Origin of the sequence: Specibacter sp. NPDC078692 (genome assembly GCF_040686835.1) — a bacterium.
Classification (GTDB): Bacteria; Actinomycetota; Actinomycetes; order Actinomycetales; family Micrococcaceae; genus Specibacter.
This window is the reverse complement of the sequence record NZ_JBFBLV010000038.1, coordinates 1-18,657: the sequence shown is the minus strand read 5'-3', so window position 1 is coordinate 18,657 and position 18,657 is coordinate 1. Positions and strand designations below refer to the sequence as shown.

Annotated in this window: 13 protein-coding genes and 2 riboswitches; of the genes, 6 read left to right on the top strand and 7 right to left on the bottom strand. The window is 61.0% G+C overall.

Going from position 1 to position 18,657, the window contains the following annotated elements:
• Positions 1 to 10: 10 nt before the first annotated feature.
• The 5 genes from AB0O97_RS18255 to gcvP form a co-directional block, all read right to left on the bottom strand.
• Entirely contained in the window at positions 11 to 1,408 is a 1,398-nt protein-coding gene (locus AB0O97_RS18255; RefSeq protein ID WP_363884581.1) for an L-serine ammonia-lyase, read from the bottom strand.
• A 140-nt stretch (positions 1,409 to 1,548) separates the two neighbouring features.
• A complete protein-coding gene (gene glyA, locus AB0O97_RS18250; protein WP_363884579.1) occupies positions 1,549 to 2,871 on the bottom strand; it encodes a serine hydroxymethyltransferase in 1,323 nt (440 codons plus the stop codon).
• Positions 2,868 to 3,251 carry a glycine cleavage system protein GcvH gene (gene gcvH, locus AB0O97_RS18245; RefSeq protein WP_363884577.1) on the bottom strand — a complete coding sequence of 128 codons (384 nt, stop codon included), beginning with the start codon at positions 3,249 to 3,251 and terminating at the stop codon, positions 2,868 to 2,870. The genes glyA and gcvH overlap by 4 nt, the downstream gene beginning before the upstream one ends.
• 183 nt (positions 3,252 to 3,434) lie before the next feature.
• Positions 3,435 to 4,556, bottom strand: a complete 1,122-nt coding sequence (gene gcvT / locus AB0O97_RS18240) for a glycine cleavage system aminomethyltransferase GcvT (RefSeq protein ID WP_363884575.1) — start codon at positions 4,554 to 4,556, stop codon at positions 3,435 to 3,437.
• A 22-nt stretch (positions 4,557 to 4,578) separates the two neighbouring features.
• On the bottom strand, positions 4,579 to 7,449 hold the full coding sequence (gcvP, locus tag AB0O97_RS18235; RefSeq protein ID WP_363884611.1) for an aminomethyl-transferring glycine dehydrogenase: 2,871 nt from the start codon (positions 7,447 to 7,449) through the stop codon (positions 4,579 to 4,581).
• A gap of 147 nt (positions 7,450 to 7,596) precedes the next feature.
• A riboswitch (glycine riboswitch) is annotated at positions 7,597 to 7,693 on the bottom strand.
• A 279-nt stretch (positions 7,694 to 7,972) separates the two neighbouring features.
• Positions 7,973 to 8,070: riboswitch (glycine riboswitch) on the top strand.
• A gap of 149 nt (positions 8,071 to 8,219) precedes the next feature.
• Here gcvP and AB0O97_RS18230 point away from each other — a divergent pair.
• The 3 genes from AB0O97_RS18230 (at position 8,220) to AB0O97_RS18220 (ending at position 12,010) form a co-directional block, all read left to right on the top strand.
• Positions 8,220 to 9,701: an amino acid permease gene (locus AB0O97_RS18230; RefSeq protein ID WP_363884573.1), complete on the top strand. Its 1,482-nt coding sequence runs from the start codon at positions 8,220 to 8,222 to the stop codon at positions 9,699 to 9,701.
• Positions 9,698 to 10,603, top strand: coding sequence for a formyltetrahydrofolate deformylase (purU, locus tag AB0O97_RS18225; protein WP_363884571.1), 906 nt, complete (start codon positions 9,698 to 9,700; stop codon positions 10,601 to 10,603). The genes AB0O97_RS18230 and purU overlap by 4 nt, the downstream gene beginning before the upstream one ends.
• A gap of 237 nt (positions 10,604 to 10,840) precedes the next feature.
• Positions 10,841 to 12,010 carry an MFS transporter gene (locus AB0O97_RS18220; RefSeq protein WP_363884609.1) on the top strand — a complete coding sequence of 390 codons (1,170 nt, stop codon included), beginning with the start codon at positions 10,841 to 10,843 and terminating at the stop codon, positions 12,008 to 12,010.
• Between the two features lie 16 nt (positions 12,011 to 12,026).
• Here the strand turns inward: AB0O97_RS18220 and AB0O97_RS18215 are convergent, their stop codons facing one another.
• Positions 12,027 to 13,439, bottom strand: coding sequence for an MFS transporter (locus AB0O97_RS18215; protein WP_363884569.1), 1,413 nt, complete (start codon positions 13,437 to 13,439; stop codon positions 12,027 to 12,029).
• A gap of 137 nt (positions 13,440 to 13,576) precedes the next feature.
• Between AB0O97_RS18215 and AB0O97_RS18210 the strand changes: the two genes are divergently transcribed.
• Positions 13,577 to 14,071 carry an AAA family ATPase gene (locus AB0O97_RS18210; RefSeq protein WP_363844569.1) on the top strand — a complete coding sequence of 165 codons (495 nt, stop codon included), beginning with the start codon at positions 13,577 to 13,579 and terminating at the stop codon, positions 14,069 to 14,071.
• A gap of 66 nt (positions 14,072 to 14,137) precedes the next feature.
• Here AB0O97_RS18210 and AB0O97_RS18205 read toward each other — a convergent pair whose 3' ends face one another.
• Positions 14,138 to 14,842: a ferritin-like fold-containing protein gene (locus AB0O97_RS18205; protein WP_363884568.1), complete on the bottom strand. Its 705-nt coding sequence runs from the start codon at positions 14,840 to 14,842 to the stop codon at positions 14,138 to 14,140.
• A 65-nt stretch (positions 14,843 to 14,907) separates the two neighbouring features.
• Between AB0O97_RS18205 and AB0O97_RS18200 the strand changes: the two genes are divergently transcribed.
• Both AB0O97_RS18200 and AB0O97_RS18195 read left to right on the top strand, forming a co-directional pair.
• Positions 14,908 to 16,371, top strand: coding sequence for an RNB domain-containing ribonuclease (locus AB0O97_RS18200; protein ID WP_363844575.1), 1,464 nt, complete (start codon positions 14,908 to 14,910; stop codon positions 16,369 to 16,371).
• A 430-nt stretch (positions 16,372 to 16,801) separates the two neighbouring features.
• Positions 16,802 to 18,505: a DEAD/DEAH box helicase gene (locus AB0O97_RS18195; protein ID WP_363884607.1), complete on the top strand. Its 1,704-nt coding sequence runs from the start codon at positions 16,802 to 16,804 to the stop codon at positions 18,503 to 18,505.
• Positions 18,506 to 18,657: the final 152 nt, after the last annotated feature.

The following is an 18,657-nucleotide window of genomic DNA, read 5'->3' as shown; positions in this document are numbered from 1 at the left end:
GCTGCTTGATCTAGCATTCCACCACGTTGACGGCGAGTCCGCCCATGGCCGTTTCCTTGTACTTGGAGGACATGTCGCGTCCAGTTTCACGCATCGTGACGATGACCTCGTCGAGGGACACACGGTGTTGACCATCGCCCCACAGCGCCATTTTTGCCGCATTGATGGCCTTGGCCGCCGCAATGGCGTTGCGTTCGATGCACGGAATCTGCACGAGCCCGCCAATGGGATCGCAGGTCAGTCCGAGGTTGTGCTCCATGGCAATTTCGGCGGCATTCTCCACCTGTTCCGGCGTGCCACCCATGACCTCAGCCAGTCCCGCAGCCGCCATCGACGACGCCGAACCCACCTCACCCTGGCAGCCCACCTCTGCCCCGGAAATGGAGGCTTGTTCCTTGTAGAGGACACCGACAGCCCCGGCTGCGAGCAGGAATTTAACCACGACGGCGTCAATCGCCTCTTGCGATGCGTTGTGCATCCCGTCAATGTAGTGAGTTGCATAGAACATGACAGCCGGAATGATGCCTGCTGCACCATTGGTCGGCGCCGTCACCACGCGGCCGCCGGAAGCGTTTTCCTCGTTGACGGCCAGGGCCACCAGGTTGACCCACTCCTGCCAGAACTTCGGGTCCCGGTCGGGATCCTCCGTACGGAGGCGTTCGTGCCAGGCTGGAGCTCGCCGTCGAACGTTCAAGCCTCCGGGCAGCAAACCTTCGCGAGCAAGAGATGCATCCTTGCACTGCTCCATGACATCGCGAATGTGCAAAAGCCCGTCACGGACCTGCTCCTCGCTGCGCTCCACGAGCTCGTTGGCCAGCATGACGTCGCTGAAGTTCCCGCCAGCGGTGGCACAATGCTTGAGCAGTTCTGCCGCCGTGCGGAAAGGGTAGGGCAAAAGAGCTTTAGATGATTCCAGCTCGGCGACGGCTTCCTCCACCGCGCCTTCGCGAATGATGAACCCACCACCGACTGAGAAGTAAGTGGCCTCATGGAGCACGTCACCGGAAGCGTCACTGACATGGAGCTTCATGCCGTTAGTGTGACGGGGCAAAATGGTCAGTGGATGCAAGATGATGTCATCGGCACCGTAAGCCAGCGGAACGGTTCCGCCAAGCAGCAAAGGCTCACCGGCGGCAAAGGCGGCCAGACGAGCATCAACTTCCTCGGGGAGAATCAGCTCCGGTTCGCGGCCTTCCAGTCCCAGCAGCACAGCTGTCATGGTCCCGTGGCCGCGGCCGGTGGCGGCCAACGATCCGTACAGGTCCACGCGGACGGCGGCTATGCGCTCCAGCAGGTGCTTTTCGTTCAGCTCCTGGGCGAAGGCAGCAGCGGCCCGCATGGGACCTACTGTGTGGGAACTGGACGGACCGATCCCCACTGAAAACAAGTCAAAAACGCCAACAGACATGTGAGTACCTCACTCAAGTGCACATACTACTCCGAAGGCAATCCCGCCGGAGGGCTGGGCGCACCATGACGGTGAAAGCCCAACCAGTCCCCTGGGGTGGCCGTCGTCCAAGACGGCCACCCCAGGGGTTGAGTGTCCCGTTAGGACAGATTCGCCACTGACGGGTATAACGGATGCGCTGCGGCCAGAACCTCAACGCGAGCACGCAAGGCTGACAGGTCAGCTGATGCGTCGGCAATGAGCGCCTCGGCAATGATGTCAGCTACCTCGACAAAGGCTGCCTCGCCAAATCCGCGAGTAGCCAGTGCCGGGGTGCCAATACGCAGGCCGGAGGTGACCATGGGCGGACGCGGATCAAACGGCACAGCGTTGCGGTTGACGGTGATGTCGATCGCGGCCAAACGGTCCTCGGCCTCCTGGCCGTTGAGCTCACAGTTGCGCAGATCAACCAGCACCAGGTGAACATCGGTTCCACCGGAAATCACTGAGATTCCCTTGGCGGCAACATCGGCTTCCATGAGCCGCTTGGCCAGGATGGCCGATCCGGCCAGAACGCGTTCCTGGCGTTCCTTGAACTCGGGTGTGCCCGCGATCTTGAACGCCACTGCCTTACCGGCGATGACGTGTTCCAGGGGGCCTCCCTGCTGTCCGGGGAACACTGCCGAGTTAATCTTCTTGGCGATGTCGGCGTCGTTGCTCAGGATGATGCCACCGCGCGGACCAGCCAAGGTCTTGTGGGTGGTGGAGGTGGTGACATGTGCGTGCGGCACCGGTGAGGGGTGCAGCCCGGCAGCTACCAGACCGGCAAAGTGTGCCATATCCACCATGAGGTAGGCCCCCACCAGATCCGCGATGCGGCGGAATTCGGCGAAGTCCAGCTGGCGGGCATAAGCGGACCAGCCAGCAACAATGAGTGCCGGCTTGTGCTCGAGGGCCAGGCGCTCAACCTCTGCCATGTCCACCTGATGGGTGTCTTCACGAACCTGGTACGGCACCACGTTGTACAGGCGGCCGGAGAAGTTAATCTTCATGCCGTGCGTGAGGTGGCCACCGTGAGCCAAGTTCAGGCCCATGATGGTGTCGCTGGGCTTGATCAGTGCATGCATGACCGAGGCGTTGGCCTGGGCACCTGAGTGCGGCTGTACGTTTGCATACTCGGCACCGAACAAAGCCTTGACGCGGTCAATGGCCAACTGCTCAATGACATCCACGTGCTCGCAACCGCCGTAGTAGCGGCGTCCCGGGTAGCCTTCTGCGTACTTGTTGGTCAGGACGGAGCCCTGAGCCGCCATGACAGCCGCCGCGGTGTGGTTTTCCGAGGCGATCATTTCCAGCCCGCTGCGCTGGCGTGCCAGTTCGGCATCAATCTGTTCCGCAACTGCCGGATCAAGCTCTGCCAGCGTCGCGTCCAGGCTCGGTGAAACTACCTGGACAAAGTCCACTGCAGATCCTACGCCGCTCACAGCTCGCCGCCATTGGCCGCTGCGTACTCTTCTGCACTGAGCAGCGGTCCATCGGACTCAACGTCCACCTTGAACAACCAGCCGGCTCCGTAAGGATCGGAGTTGATGATGGCGGGATCCTCAATGGCACCGGAGTTGGTCTCTGTCACCACACCGGTTACGGGTGAGTACAAATCCGAGACGGACTTTGTTGATTCAATCTCGCCACACACTTCACCGGCGGTGACAGTGGCGCCTACCTCAGGCAGGTCCACGTACACAATGTCGCCGAGGGCGTCGGCGGCTACGGCTGAGACGCCAATAGTGGAGGGACCGGAACCATCAGCGGCGATCCACTCATGCTCGGCGGAGTACTTCAGTTCAGGAGCTACTTTGCTCATGGGGAAAAACCTTTCAGGGGAAGTGAGGGTGACGCTCGGGATAAGGCGACAGGGCCGGTGCGCAGCGATGGTGGGGGCTGGCGGCGTGGTGGGCGCCGCCGCGGACACACCGACGAAGTCGTGTGTGGCGCGGTGCGGGCACCAGCCCCCATCTCGCGAGAGCACCGGCTCTCCGTCGTGAAACTATTTTTGGCGCTTGTAAAAAGGCAGTGCAACTACTTCAAAGGGCTCAGCCTTGCCGCGCAGGTCAACATCGAGCTGCGTGCCAACTTCGGCATGTGCCACATCAACGTAGGCCAGGGCTACGGGGTAACCAAGGGTGGGGCTGGGCTGGCCTGAGGTGACTTCGCCAATGACAGCGCCGTCCTTCATAACGGAGTAGTGGCCGCGGGCTGCGCGCCGGCCCAGACCCTTCAAGCCCACGAGCTTACGGCCAGACGTGACGCCGTCGCCCGATTCCTTAATGGCGGCCAGTGCGGCCTTGCCGACGAAGTCGCTTTCCTTGGCCAGCGAAACCACCGGACCCATACCGGCTGAGTAGGCGTGACCCGATACGGAGAGCTCGTTGCCGTAGAGGGGCATGCCAGCTTCCAGACGCAGGGAGTCCCGGCTTGCCAGACCGGCAGGGACCAGGCCCTGATCTGCGCCGTTCTCCATCAGTACCTGCCACAGGGCTACAGCATCAGCGTTGGGGACATAGATTTCAAAGCCGTCTTCACCCGTGTAGCCGGTGCGGGCCAGCAGCAGATCCTGACCGTTGATGCTCACGTAGGCAGCTGCGTAGTACTTCATCTCGGTCACGAGAGCTTGCTGGTCTTCCGGTACCAGCGTCAGCAAAATGGCTGCTGCGTTAGGTCCCTGCACGGCAACCAAAGAGGTTTCCATGGTGACGTCTTCGACCACGACATCGAAGCCGGCGGCGCGTTCAACCAACAGTTTTGCAACGGTGGCTGCGTTGCCTGCGTTGGGTACCACGAGGAACTTCTCATCGCCGAGGCGGTAAGAAATCAGGTCGTCCACAATGCCGCCGTCGACGTTGCAGATTAGCGAATACTTGGCCTTACCCACGGCCACAGCGGAAAGCTTGCCGGCCAGGGCGTAGTCCAAGAACGCGGCAGCATCGGCACCGGTGACCCAGACTTCGCCCATGTGGGAGAGGTCAAAGAGGCCGGCAGCCTTGCGTACGGCGTGGTGTTCTGCGAGTTCGGAAGAGTACTTCAACGGCATCTGCCAGCCACCAAAGTCGGTGAACGAGGCCCCGGCCTTCTGGTGCTCGCCGTAAAGGGAAGTGTAGTTCTCAGTCATGGGAATTCCTTTGCGGTGGTGGTTAGTCTTCGAAATCTTCGATGGGCGGGCAGGAGCAGACCAAGTTGCGGTCACCGGCTGCGCCGTCAATGCGGCCGACCGGCGGGAAGTACTTGTCCTGGCGCAGCGCAGCCACAGGGAACACAGCCTGTTCGCGGGAGTAGCCGCGGTCCCAATCTGAGTTCACGACGGCAGCAGCCGTGTGAGGTGCATTGCGCAGCGGGCTGTCATCGAGTGTGAACGTCCCCTCGGCTACCTGATCGATTTCCTGGCGGATGCTGATCATGGCGGTGATGAAGCGGTTGATCTCAGCCAAGTCTTCGGACTCGGTGGGCTCCACCATGAGGGTGCCGGATACGGGGAAGGACAGCGTGGGTGCGTGGAAGCCGTAGTCGATGAGGCGCTTGGCCACGTCTTCGGCGCTCACACCGGTCTTTGCCGTCAGATCGCGCAGATCCAAGATGCACTCGTGGGCCACCAGGTCACCGGCGCCGGTGTACAGCACCGGGTAGTGCTCGTTCAGCTGCGAGGCAATGTAGTTTGCCGCCAACAGCGCAGACTTGGTCGCTTCGGTCAGACCCTTGGCGCCCATGAGCTTCACGTAAGCGTAGGAGATGGGCAGTACGCCGGCGGAACCGAAGCGTGTAGCCGAGATCGGCACACCGGTCCCCTCGATCGTGCCGGAAGCGTTGGCATCGCCGGGCATGAACGGAGCCAGGTGCGCCTTGGCTGCAACCGGGCCAACACCGGGGCCGCCACCACCGTGCGGGATGCAGAAGGTCTTGTGCAGGTTCAGGTGGCTGACGTCGCCGCCGAACTTACCGGGCTGAGCCAAACCAACCAGAGCGTTGAGGTTGGCACCGTCAACGTACACCTGACCGCCAGCTGCGTGGACGGCGTCGCACACATCTGTCACATCGGCGTCGTACACGCCGTGCGTGGACGGGTAGGTGATCATGATGGCCGAGAGCTGATCCTTGTGCTTCTCAATCTTGGCCGTCAGGTCAGCGTGGTCAATGGTGCCGTCCGTTGCGGTAGCGACAACAACAACCTTCATGCCAGCCAGCACAGCCGAGGCTGCATTGGTGCCGTGAGCCGACTGCGGAATGAGGCAGATGGTGCGCTGGGCGTCGCCACGGGAGAGGTGGTAGCCGCGGATCGCCAGCAGGCCAGCGAGCTCACCCTGCGAACCAGCGTTGGGCTGAATGGAGACCTGATCGTAGCCGGTGATTTCGGCCAGATCGGCTTCCAAGCCACCGATCAGTTCACGCCAGCCAACAGTCTGTGAATCCGGTGCGAAGGGGTGGATGGAGGCAAACCCGGGCCATGACATGGCTTCCATCTCAGCCGTTGCGTTGAGCTTCATGGTGCAAGAGCCCAAGGGAATCATGGTGCGGTCAAGCGCCAGGTCGCGGTCGCTGAGGCGGCGGATGTAACGCAGCATCTGCGTTTCGGAGCGGTGCGTGTTGAAGACCGGGTGGGTTAGGAAGTCCGAGACGCGCACGGTGTCAGCGGGCAATGCGAAATCTGAGCTGCTGCCCGCATCCGTGCCGTCTCCTGCCGGTGCGGCACCAAACACGGCGGCAACGCGGGCCACAAGGTCCGCCGTCGTGGTTTCATCGACGGAAATACCGACGTGATCGGCGTCGATGGGACGCAAGTTGATGCCGTCGCGCTCGGCGATGGCGACCAGTGCGTTGGCGCGGCCCGGAGCACGCACCGTGAGGGTGTCGAAGAAGGAGTCATTGACAAGCTCGACGCCGGATCCCTGCAGTGCCGCTGCCAAGGTGCGGGCGTGCCCGTGGACGGTTTCGGCAATGGCCTTCAGACCGGAGGGGCCGTGGTAGACGGCGTACATGGAAGCCACGATAGCCAGCAATGCCTGTGCAGTACAGATGTTGGAGGTGGCCTTCTCGCGGCGGATGTGCTGCTCGCGAGTCTGCAATGCCAAGCGGTACGCCGGCAAACCGGTGTTGTCCTTGGAGACACCCACGATGCGGCCGGGCAGTGAACGCTCCATGCCGTTGCGGACAGCCATGTAAGCGGCGTGCGGTCCACCGAAGAACAGCGGAACACCGAAGCGCTGGGCAGTTCCGACGGCGATGTCGGCGCCCTGCTCACCGGGAGGGGTGATCAGCGTCAGCGCGAGCAGATCGGCGGCAACTGTGACCAGTGCGCCCTGTTCCTTGGCGGCGGCGATGACAGGTGCGTGGTTGAAGACGCGGCCGGAGACGCCGGGCTGCTGGAGAACGACGCCGTTGATGGCGCCTTCTGGCAGACCTAGGGAAAGATCGGCAACCTCAACCTCAAAGCCGAGGGCTTCGGCGCGGCCCTTGACGATGGCGATGGTCTGCGGCAGCAGATCCGAGTCCAAAACGGTCTTGGCCTCGCCAGCTCCCTTGGTCTTGTTGGAGCGACGCATGAGCAGGACTGCTTCGGCGACGGCTGTCGCTTCATCGAGCAGCGATGCGTTGGCAACGGGTAGGCCGGTCAGGTCGCTGACCATGGTCTGGAAGTTCAGCAGGGCTTCGAGGCGGCCCTGGGAGATTTCAGGCTGGTACGGCGTGTAGGCCGTGTACCAGGCGGGAGCTTCAAGGATGTTGCGCATGATCACCGGTGGCGTCACGGTGTCATAGTAGCCCTGGCCGATCATCTGCACGGCCATTTTGTTCTTGGCTGCGAGCCCTCGGAGCTGACTCAGAACTTCAACTTCACTCAGCGCCGATTGCAGTGCCAGCGGCTTGCTCTGGCGAATGGAATCCGGAACGGCCGTATCAACGAGCGAATCGACACTGTCATAGCCAATGGCTTTGAGCATGGAATCAACATGCGATTGTTCGCGGGCACCAATGTGTCGGTCGGCAAACACGCTAGGAAGAGATTGAATCGTCAAGGGGAACTCCAAGGTACGGCCGGGCGAAAGCGTCGGCATGAGTGGGGTTCCTCCCCGCTCTGTCTTGGACCTGAGAGATTCCGCAGATTTGTGATCCGCTTTGCACCGTCGGTGAACCGGATTAATCCGGCTGCTTTCCAGAGTTGCCTCGCCATGACGGTACGGGGGCCTGAGAGATTCCTGGGGAGGATTTGCTCCTACGGCGCCTCACACATTGCTGGGAGGACTCTCCCGCCACGGTTCAAAAGGCATATTCAAATGTAGGTGATTCTCGGCACACACTACCCGATGGCTCGCACTTAGTGCAACTCCTCCGTCCGAGCCGTCGCCGCTTCGTGTCCGAGTCAGGCACTTCAGCGGTTCCACCAAGTCGCCCCATCAAGGAGGCCTCCTTGATGGCCGCGGCGGCCCCATTTCCTGCCGTTCCGGACGACTTTCTGGATACGTCTTGCACATGGCCCAAAGTTCAGGCTAATCTGTGACTCGCGTCACCCATTTTTATTTTAAGTTTTTGCAGTGCCTATGATCCGCGGCGGGAGAGTCCTCCCAGCGATATCGGTAGGCGCCGAAGGAGCAAACCCTCCCCGGGAATCTCTCAGGCCCCTGTACCGCCACGGCTAGGCAACTCTGGAAAGCAGTCCGGGAAACGGACTCACCGACGGTGCAAGCGTTCACTATTTTTTAGAAACGCGAAAACTCTCAGGTCCCATACAGAGTGGGGAGGAAAAAATCTTCGTGGTGCTCCATGCCACCTGAACGAAGGAATTCCTTTGACTACTCGCCATACCGCGCCCCTCTCGGACGAGCCACCCCAGCTCGAGCGCCAACTCAGCAACCGCCATATTCAGCTCATTGCCATTGGTGGTGCCATTGGAACCGGTTTGTTTATGGGTTCCGGAAAAACCATTTCCGCGGCCGGACCGTCGGTGATCTTTGTGTACATGATCATCGGATTCATGCTGTTCTTTGTCATGCGAGCCATGGGTGAACTGTTGCTCAGCAACCTCCATTACAAGTCTTTTAGCGACTTTGCCGCAGACTTGCTGGGCCCCTGGGCCGGCTTCTTCACCGGCTGGACGTACTGGTTCTGCTGGGTTATCACAGGCATCGCTGACGTCATCGCGATCGCCGCCTACTCAGATGTCCTTTTGCCGGGCATTCCCTTGTGGATCCCCGGTGTGGTCACCGTAGGAATCTTGCTGATCCTAAACCTGACCACGGTGAGGGCCTTCGGTGAGACAGAGTTCTGGTTTGCCCTCATCAAAATCATTGCCATTGTGGCTCTGATCGGGGTGGGCCTATTCATGATCTTTAGCCGTTTCCAGTCTGATTCTGGAACAGCAAGCTTCACGAACCTGTGGAGCCACGGCGGCTTCTTCCCGAATGAGTTCATGGGCTTTGTTGCCGGATTCCAGATCGCTGTGTTTGCCTTCGTCGGCATTGAACTGGTCGGTACCACCGCTGCTGAGGCCAAAGATCCGGAGAAGAACCTTCCAAAAGCCATCAACTCCATCCCGATCCGCGTGCTGCTGTTCTATGTAGGCGCCTTGATCATCCTGATGGCAGTCATTCCCTGGACCCAGTTCTCGGCCGGAAGCAGCCCGTTTATCGCCATGTTCTCCTTGGCCGGACTCGGAGCGGCAGCCACCATCATCAACCTTGTGGTGCTGACTTCAGCGATGTCCTCAGCGAACTCCGGCATCTATTCCACCTCCCGCATGGTTTATGGCCTGGCCATGGAAGGCGATGCCCCTGCCAGATTCGCCAAGTTGTCTAGCCGCAAGGTCCCCAACAACGCGTTGTTCCTTTCCTGCGTCCTGCTCTTGTCCAGCATCGTGTTGCTCTACGTCGGAGAAGACATCAGCAAAGCCTTTGAAATGGTCACCACCGTGGCTGCTGTCTGCTTCGTCTTTGTCTGGTCCATCATTCTGGCCAGCTACCTAGCCTTCCGTCGCCGTCGCCCTGAATTGCACGAGGCCTCCAAATTCAAGATGCCTGGTGGCATCCCCATGGTCTATGTTGTCTTCGCTTTCTTCGCCTTTGTCCTGTGGGCTCTGACAACTCAGGTCGATACGCTGATCGCCCTGCTGGTTACACCCATCTGGTTCATTGCACTTGCGGTGGTCTGGTACTTCATTGGCAAGACCCCCGGCCACTTGGCCCGTTACCGCAAGTTCAAGGCAGATCTCGCAACAGAGGCGGAGGCCAGCACAGCCCGTAGCCTGGCACACGACGAAGAGGCTGGACGATGACCACGGAGCCGTTGACGCCGTCGAACGTTCACAGTGAGATTCCTGCAACTGGGGAAGGGTTCATCCTGACCCTTGACTGCGTCGAGAATCCCGGAATTGTGCACGCAGTAGCGCACTATCTGCTCGAGCATGGCTGCTACATTGTCGATATCAAGCAGTTCGGTGACCAGCAGGTGCGGCAATTCTTCATGCGGGTACACTTCCTGGCCACCGCAGATGGGCCATCTGCGGATCAGCTACGGAGCGATTTTGCGCCCCTCGCCGAGCAGTGGGGCATGCGGTGGCGGCTGGAACCGCAGGCCCGTAAAGAACGCATCCTGGTCATGGTTTCCAAATTTGGCCACTGCCTCAATGATCTGCTCTTCCGGGCCCGGACCGGCGAACTTCCGGTGGAGATCGTGGCTGTTGTCTCTAACCATGAGACCCACAAGGATTTGGTGGATTGGCATGGAATTCCGTTCCACCACATCCCGGTGACCCCTGATACGAAGCCGGCCGCCGAAGCCCAGTTGCTGGAGTTGGTGGATCAATACACGGCTGAGCTGGTGGCGCTGGCGCGGTACATGCAGGTTCTCAGTGATGATTTGACCAAGGTGTTATCGGGGCGTGCGATCAATATTCATCACTCCTTCCTGCCCAGTTTCAAGGGCGCCAAGCCATACCACCAGGCATACGAACGCGGAGTCAAAACGGTCGGCGCCACGGCTCACTACGTCAACGCTGAACTGGATGAGGGGCCGATCATCGCCCAACAAGTCATCGAGGTGGACCATACCTACAGTCCTGCGGATCTGGTCGCGGTCGGTAAAGACGCCGAATGCAAGGCGTTAACCAACGCCGTGAGATGGCATGCCGAGGGCCGGATCATTCTCTCCGGGAACCGTACAGTCGTTCTGCGCTAACAGCCTTTGTCCCAACCTAATATTGGGAGGGGTTGAGGCTAGGCTGTAACTCGGGCTGGTGCATGCTTTCGCCAGAGAAAATCATCCAGTGACGCATAGCTGGTATGGGCAGTGGCCATGGACAAGGAACCGTATAAGTGGTGATTAGTGGCTGACTCTAACGGCCCGATTCATCCTGTGGCGGGTACGGCAGCTCACAGGGACGGGCACCAGCGTGGCAGTTCTGGATATCGTCGGATCTTGGCTGCGCTGGCTTGTGCCGGGGTGGCAACGTTCGCCCAGTTGTATTCGCTGCAGGGACTCTTGCCTCTGGTTTCGCGGGAATTGAATGTCACTGCGGCGCAGGCCTCGTTGACGGTGTCAGTGGCAACGATCGGGCTTGCCGCAGCAGTTTTGCCTTGGTCTTTTGTTGCCGACCGCTGGGGCCGGGTCCGCACCATGGGGCTGGCCGTCATTCTGGCAACCATCATGGGTTTATTGGTGCCGGCGGCCCCAAATTTTGAAATTCTGTTGGTTCTGCGAGCGCTGGAGGGTGCAGCGCTGGGCGGCATCCCCGCCTTGGCGATCGCCTACCTCAGCGAAGAAGTCAGGGCAGCCCATGCGGCGGCCGCAGCTGGCGCCTACGTTGCTGGGACCACGCTGGGTGGACTATTTGGTCGGCTGCTGGCCGGACCTGTCGCGGATGTGGCCGGTTGGCGTATGGGCACGCTCGCCGTCTCACTCTGTGCGGCGGTGGCGGCCGTGGCTTTCCTTGTTCTGGCGCCCCGCCCGAGGGGTTTCATTCCCTCGCCCCGGGTGGGCTTTGGCGCAGTGTTAGGCAAGCTAATCCCCCAACTACGCAGCAGTTCCTTGCTGGCCTTGTACGCCCAGGCTTTCTTATTGATGGGCGCCTTTGTCAGTGTGTACAACTATCTGGGGTTCCGTTTGGAAGCACCTCCCTACCTCTTTCCCGCGTCGGCAGTCGCGCTGCTCTTTCTGGCGTATTTGGCAGGGACATTCTCCTCACGGATGGTAGCCGGAGTGGCTGGTCGCTGGGGTCGCCGTGCAGTGTTGTTGGCGTCGATCGGCGTCATGGTGGGCGGGCTGGCCATGACGCTGGCAAGCCCGATCATCCTGATTTTGATGGGGCTGGTGTTATTCACGGCAGGTTTCTTTGGCGCGCACAGTATCGCGTCGGGGTGGACTGGAGCATTAGCCACCACTGGCCGAGCCCAGGCGTCTTCCCTCTACAACCTCAGCTACTACTCCGGTTCCAGCGCGATCGGCTGGAGCGCAGGCTTGGTGTTCCAACAGTTTGGGTGGAGTGCCATGGCCGCCGCTTTGGCCATTCTCGCCGGCGGTGCGGCTGTGATTGCGGCGCTGTCACTGCCCAACCGCAAGGCGTCCGGCCACCCAGGTTCTAGCTGAGCAGTTCACCTCACAGTTAGCTGAGCAACTCCCCCGCGTTCCGATGCATGCGCAGCGCTTCGAGCACCGGGTACAGCATGATCACCCCGAGCACAGCGAACGTCCGCTGGTAGCCCGTCACTGGAGCAGCCTCCGGGGTTCCGGCCAGAATGGCTTCGGCCGCCCGCAAAATCAGAGCACCGACGGCAATACCTAGACCTGTTGCGACCTGGGCGATCGTGGAGGAGAGTGTGTTAGCTCCGGCCATCCGCGCCTTGGGTACGTCCATGAACTGCAAGGTGTTGTAGGCGCTGAAGCCGATCGAGCGCAGCACACCGCTGGCAAATAGTACGACGGCGATGAGCGCCAGTGGCGTTTCGGGGTTCAGGAAGGCGCAGGCCACCAGTGTCAGGGCGCCGCCTATATTGCTGAGCAGCAGCACACGGCGATACCCGAATCGCCGGATCATGGGCGAGGTGACCGGCTTGATCAGCACGTTCCCGGCGAACACGGCCATGGTCATCAGGCCCGCCTCAAGCGCACTCCAGCCGAATCCGATCATGAACATCAGCGGTAGTAAAAACGGCACCGCATTAATCACCAGCCGGTAAAGCGCACCGCCGCGGTTGCCCACCAAAAATGTGGGGATCCGCAGAGCACGCAGATCCAGTAGCGGGTGCTGTGAGCGTCTAAACCACCAGAGCGCTGCCACGGTCCCGGCTGCTGCCAGCACAAACCAAAGTACGACGCCGGCCCATGGCGTGGGTGCCGCACCCACCAGTTCCATACCTATCACCAGCGCGGCCAAGGCTGTGCCGCACAGCAGGAAACCTACCCAGTCCGGCGGTGGCAGCTTCCTGGCCCTGATGTCCGGAACAACTCTGGTGGCCACAATGAAGGCGACTATCCCCAAGGGGACGTTGATGAGGAAGATCCAGTGCCAGCTGGAATACGTGACCAGCAGGCCGCCCAACACCGGGGCAATCACCGGTGCTATGAGCGCAGGCCAGGTCAGGTAGGCGATGGCTTCTAGGAATTCTTTCCTATCTGCCTCACGCAGCACCACCAACCGACCAACGGGAACCATCATCGCCCCGCCCACGCCTTGGAGCATCCGGGCTCCACAAAGGAACATCAGGTTCGGGCTCAGTGTGCACAACAGGGAGGCAATAGTGAAGATGGCGATGGCGGAGGTGAACACGCGCCGAGCCCCAAAGCGTTCAGCCAACCAGCCGCTGATCGGAATACCCACAGCCAGGGTGATCAGGTACGAGGTCATGGCCAAGTTGATGTCCACTGGACGAACGTTCAGATCTGCGGCTATTGCGGCAGCAGCCGTGGCAATGATGGCGCCGTCCAAAATCTCCATAAAGAACGTTCCGGCGACCAAGAGCGCCAAGACACGGCTAAAGGAACTACTGCCAACCGAGGTCCCGCGTCGTTTTCCCACGGGCTAAGCGTAGCGAACGCGGGGCCCCGTGCGAGCGCAGCGAGTCACGGGGAGAGAGCTACGCGTAGCGAACGCGTCGTTCCGGTGAGTCGACAGCGGCAGGAGCCATCCGCCGTCGAACGTGCTTTGATGGAGAGATGTCCCTCCTGATCGTGCTGCGTGGCAACTCTGGCTCCGGCAAGAGCACGGTGGCCTGCGCTTTGCAGCAGGAACTGGACGGAGTGTGGATCGAGCAAGACAATTTTCGCCGGACTATTTTGGGCGAGGCCGGAAATTACTCCGCGCTGAGTATCGCGCTCATTCAGCAGTCGGCTGCCTTGGCGCTGCAACACGGCCGCACCGTCATTATGGAAGGCATGTTCAACGCCAATACTTATAGCGAAGTGTTCCTCACGCTGCGGGACGGGCATCAGGGGCGGAGCCTTTTTTACGCCTACGACCTCAGCTTTGAGGAGACGTTACGCCGACATGCAACCCGTCCTGACAAGCGGGCCGACTTTGGCGAAGACGCTATGCGCGGCTGGTACCGAGGCTGGAATCCGCTGGCCGGCATTGCGGAGCTAAGAATCACCGAACAAGAGAGCGCTGCCGAGACGCTTGAACGCATCCTGGCCGACGTCCGCGGCGGCTAAGTCCACCGCCACCACCTGCGACTGCACTCGCCACCGCTGTCCGCTCCTCCCCGAAAAGTAAAAAACTTAGGCTGTCAGTCCCAGCTGGCTCATTCGTTTGGAATGGTTGCGGGTCAGAGTGCTAAGAATTTTCGAAACCTCGGCTGCGGCCGCCTCCTGAGTTCCGTCGGGTCGCAACCCCACCAAGAAGCTGTGCTTGGCGCCGATGCGCTCCACCTGTGTCAGCGCCTCCCCCACCAAACGACGCCCCCACAACGCCAACCTGGACGAGAGCCGGGGGTCCTGCGCCAGCATGCTCTTCAACAGTTTGGCGAGCAGAGCGTTCTGCTCATCACTGGTGCGCACCGCTGCAATGGCGGCACGCGTGGACTCGTCCAGATGTTCGGCAATCGCGGCGTAGAACTCTTCTGTGATGGCTTCCACCACGTAGGCCTTCATCAAGGACTCGTGCCAATCGGCGGGGCGGGTGCGTTCATGGAAGGCATCAACCATGCGCTGGTATGGGGCCATGGCGAGTTCCGGATCCATGCCCATCTCCAGCAACCGGGCACACATGGCTTCGTAATGGCCAAACTCGGAGACCGCCATTTTGCCCAGCACGGCTCTGTCTGACAGCGAGGGCGAATGCCGGGCGTCGGTGGCTAGCCGTTCAAACGCGGAGAGCTCACCGTATGCGATGCTGCCCAACAGGTCCACCACGAAGTTGTCATAACGGGCGCTCAGTTCGCCTGCAGAGACGGAATCATCGGCCTCGGAAGCTGAAATACTCATAAGTACCAGCGTAGTCTGTGCCGCGCCGCCCATGTTCGCGCACACGAATCGTTTACGCTGAAATCGTGCCGTACTCACATATTGGCGTCAGTAGTAGCGCCGCGCAACAGTCCCTAGCCCAGGCCCTCGCCGCCTTGAGCGATGAGTTTAAGCTGCCAGACGGCTTTGCCCCGGATGTTTTGGCTGAGGTGGATGCGGTGATCGCAGGCCATCAATTGCCTGCACCGGATCTCACCGCGCTGCCCTTCATCACCATTGACCCGCCCACTTCTCAGGATCTGGATCAGGCCATGTACCTGCAGCGTAGCGACGACGGCTACGTGGTCCACTATGCCATTGCCGATGTCCCCGCCTTTGTCCCCGCCGGTGGCCCGCTGGATGCCGAGACGCGCCGCCGCGGCCAAACCATTTACACCCCTGGCCAGCGCATTCCTCTGCATCCGTTGCCCCTGAGCGAGGGTGCGGCGAGCCTCTTCGCCAACGATCCGCGCTCCGCCTACGTCTGGGAAATCCACCTCGACGCCGACGGCGCCCAAACCTCGGCCTCCGTCCGGCGCGCCACCGTGCAAAGCATCGCGAAGCTGGGTTACGAAGAAGCTCAAGAGATGCACGACGCCGGGAACGCACCGGCCGCCGTCGCCGGCATCTTGGCGCTGTTGGCTGAGATTGGGACAAAACGCATCGAGCTGGAACGGGTCCGGGGCGGCGCTAGCTTGAATGTGCCTGCTCAGGAAGTTGAATTCGTTGACGGCAAGTACGTGTTGGAGTTCCGTCCCAATCTGCCCATCGAAGACTGGAACGCCCAGATTTCACTGCTCACCGGGATGGCTGCGGCCCAGGTAATGCTTGAGGGCAAAGTGGGCATCTTGCGCACCATGCCGGCACCTGATGAGGAAGCCATTGCCGCCTACCGATTGCAGACTGTGGCGTTGGGTGAACCGTGGGGTGAGGATCTGGCCTATGGGGCCTATCTGCGAACCTTGAACACTTCCAACCCCAAACATCTAGCGCTCATGCATGCCGCCACAACACTGTTCCGCGGTGCCGGCTACACACCCTTTAATGGTGAGGTGCCGGAGCACGTGCTGCAGGCGGCCGTAGCCGCGCCGTACGCCCACACCACTGCACCGTTGCGCCGTCTAGTGGATCGATTTGTGCTGGCTATTTGTGCCTCGCTCTGCGCCAACGAGGAGGTTCCGGACTGGGCCGTTGCCGCTCTGGATGAGTTGCCAGAGATTATGGCTGCCTCAAACCAGCTGGCCAACAAGGTGGATCGGGCCGCCGTTGACACGGTGGAGGCGGCGCTGCTCAGTCACCGGGTGGGAAGCGAATTTGACGCCGTGGTGCTTGCCGGGCCGAAGAAGAACGGGCACAACACCAAAGCAGCCGCAGCACGCAGCTCCATCCAGATTCAGGAGCCTGCCGTGACGGCGTATTGCGACGGTGACCTGGAACCGGGCACCGCAGTGCGGGTCAAGCTAGCCTCCGTGGACATTGCTGGGCGAAGCATTAAGTTCATCCCCGCCTAGGCCCCACCGACCTGAACCGTCTAGCCTTCACCTGCCTGAAGCCACCCGCTTCACTCGCTTCCCGCCGTCGAACATGGCGCAGTTGGTATGGCAGTTGAGCAGCTCCGGCGCCACTGTTAGCGCGCAACATTGTCATCTGCGCTATGTTCGCCGCGGTATTTGCAGCTGTGCCGCTAGACTGAGCATGTAGACATGGATGCCCGGTCGTTGATTATTAGTTTTTGATTCAACAAGCCCGCCCCTACGCGCGTCTTATCAGCTCTTCCCGCACCTGCCGTTTGTGGCTCCGGGATGGCAAGAAATTGCAAGCCCGCGATCGGCTTCCCTAAGATAGTGCCGCTATTCTGCTGTTCCGTGAGGCCTCTTGTGCCAGCGTTGAGCCCGGTTGGCGGCACCTTGTATAGACGAATTGAATGGTAAGCATTTGAGCATTGAAACAGATTCCCTGCTGCAAGCAGAAGACGGCAACGAAAACGTTGAGATTGACGGAACGCTGAGCAGCAACGAACCGCCGCGTCAGCAGGAGAAGGAAACGTTCGCCAGCTTTGGCGTTCACCACGAGATTGTTTCCTCGCTGACCGAAGCCGGGATCACGCACCCTTTCCCCATCCAGGCCATGACGCTGCCCATCGCACTGACCGGTCACGACATCATTGGCCAGGCCAAGACCGGAACCGGTAAGACCCTAGGCTTCGGTATCCCCGCGTTGAACCGCATTGTTGCTCCCAAGGATGAGGGCTTTGAGAAGCTCGCAGCCCCGGGCGCACCCCAGGCCATGATCATCGTGCCCACGCGTGAGCTCGCCGTTCAGGTTGCTAACGACCTCACCACTGCCTCCAAGCACCGCGGCATCCGCATCGCCACCATCTACGGTGGCCGCGCGTACGAGCCTCAGGTCGAGGCCCTGCAAAAGGGCGTTGAGCTGATTGTTGGAACCCCCGGCCGTCTGATCGACTTACTCAAACAGCGCCACCTGAACGTCAAGCACGTCCGCATGGTCATCCTCGACGAGGCCGACGAAATGCTGGATCTGGGCTTCCTGCCCGATGTTGAAACCTTGATTGCCGGCACCCCGCCGGTGCGCCAGACCATGCTGTTCTCGGCCACCATGCCGGGCCCGGTTGTTGCCATGGCCCGCCGTTACATGACTCAGCCCACGCACATTCGCGCCGCCGATCCCGAGGACGAAGGCCTGACCAAGCGCGATATCCGCCAGCTGATCTACCGGGCCCACAACCTGGACAAGATCGAGGTTTTGGCACGGATCCTGCAGGCCAACGGCCGCGGCCGTTCCATCATCTTCACCAAGACCAAGCGCACCGCTGCCAAGGTTGCCGAGGAATTGGTTGACCGCGGTTTCGCCGCAGCCGCCATCCACGGCGATCTGGGCCAGGGTGCCCGCGAGCAGGCACTGCGAGCCTTCCGCAACAACAAGGTTGACGTCCTGGTCGCCACCGACGTCGCCGCCCGCGGTATTGACGTTGATGACGTCACGCACGTGGTCAACTACCAGTGCGTGGAAGACGAAAAAATCTACCTACACCGCGTGGGCCGCACGGGCCGCGCCGGCAACAAGGGCACGGCCGTCACGTTCGTTGACTGGGATGACATGCCTCGCTGGGGCCTGATTAACAAGGCGCTGGGTCTGAGCGTTCCCGAACCCATCGAGACGTACTCCTCCTCCCCGCACCTCTACTCTGATCTGGATATTCCGGTTGGTACCAAGGGCCGCCTGCCGCGCGATAAGCGTACGCACGCCGGCATCAACGCCGAGGTTCTGGAAGATCTGGGCGAGACTGGCAAGCGCAACTCCCCCAAGCAGGAATCCGGCCGTGGCCCCCGCGAAGGTGGAGCCCGCGAAGGTGGAGCCCGCGAAGGTGAGCGTGGCGGAAACCGTGGAGGGAATCGTTCAGGTGCCCGCCATGGTGAGCGCCGCCGTGATGACGCCCCCGCAGGTGAGAAGAACGACGCCGGCCGCAGCCGCCGTCGTCCGTCTTCCGCAGCTGCCACGCAGGGCGAGTCCGCTGCCGCTCCCGCCGCGTCAGCGTCAGCTCCCGCCGAGGCTGGGGCGCCGCGGGCACGCCGCACACGTACCCGCCGCCGCAACGGCGAGGTCACTAACAAGCAGGACTAGGGACAGCACTGCCCACTTGTGAAAATGCCGCCGTTTGACGGAAATGCCAGGGTTTGAACTATGGCATTTCCGCGAAACCAATGAGCTCGCTGTTACCCGAGAGCGCAATGTTGATATTGCCTGAACTGCCCAATGTTTTAGCGACTTCACTG

Coding starts and splice junctions, on each gene's coding strand:
- AB0O97_RS18255 (WP_363884581.1), bottom strand. CDS start 1,408: ATGTCTGTTGGCGTTTTTGACTTGTTTTCAGTGGGGATCGGTCCGTCC.
- gcvH (WP_363884577.1), bottom strand. CDS start 3,251: ATGAGCAAAGTAGCTCCTGAACTGAAGTACTCCGCCGAGCATGAGTGG.
- gcvT (WP_363884575.1), bottom strand. CDS start 4,556: ATGACTGAGAACTACACTTCCCTTTACGGCGAGCACCAGAAGGCCGGG.
- purU (WP_363884571.1), top strand. CDS start 9,698: ATGACCACGGAGCCGTTGACGCCGTCGAACGTTCACAGTGAGATTCCT.
- AB0O97_RS18210 (WP_363844569.1), top strand. CDS start 13,577: ATGTCCCTCCTGATCGTGCTGCGTGGCAACTCTGGCTCCGGCAAGAGC.
- AB0O97_RS18205 (WP_363884568.1), bottom strand. CDS start 14,842: ATGAGTATTTCAGCTTCCGAGGCCGATGATTCCGTCTCTGCAGGCGAA.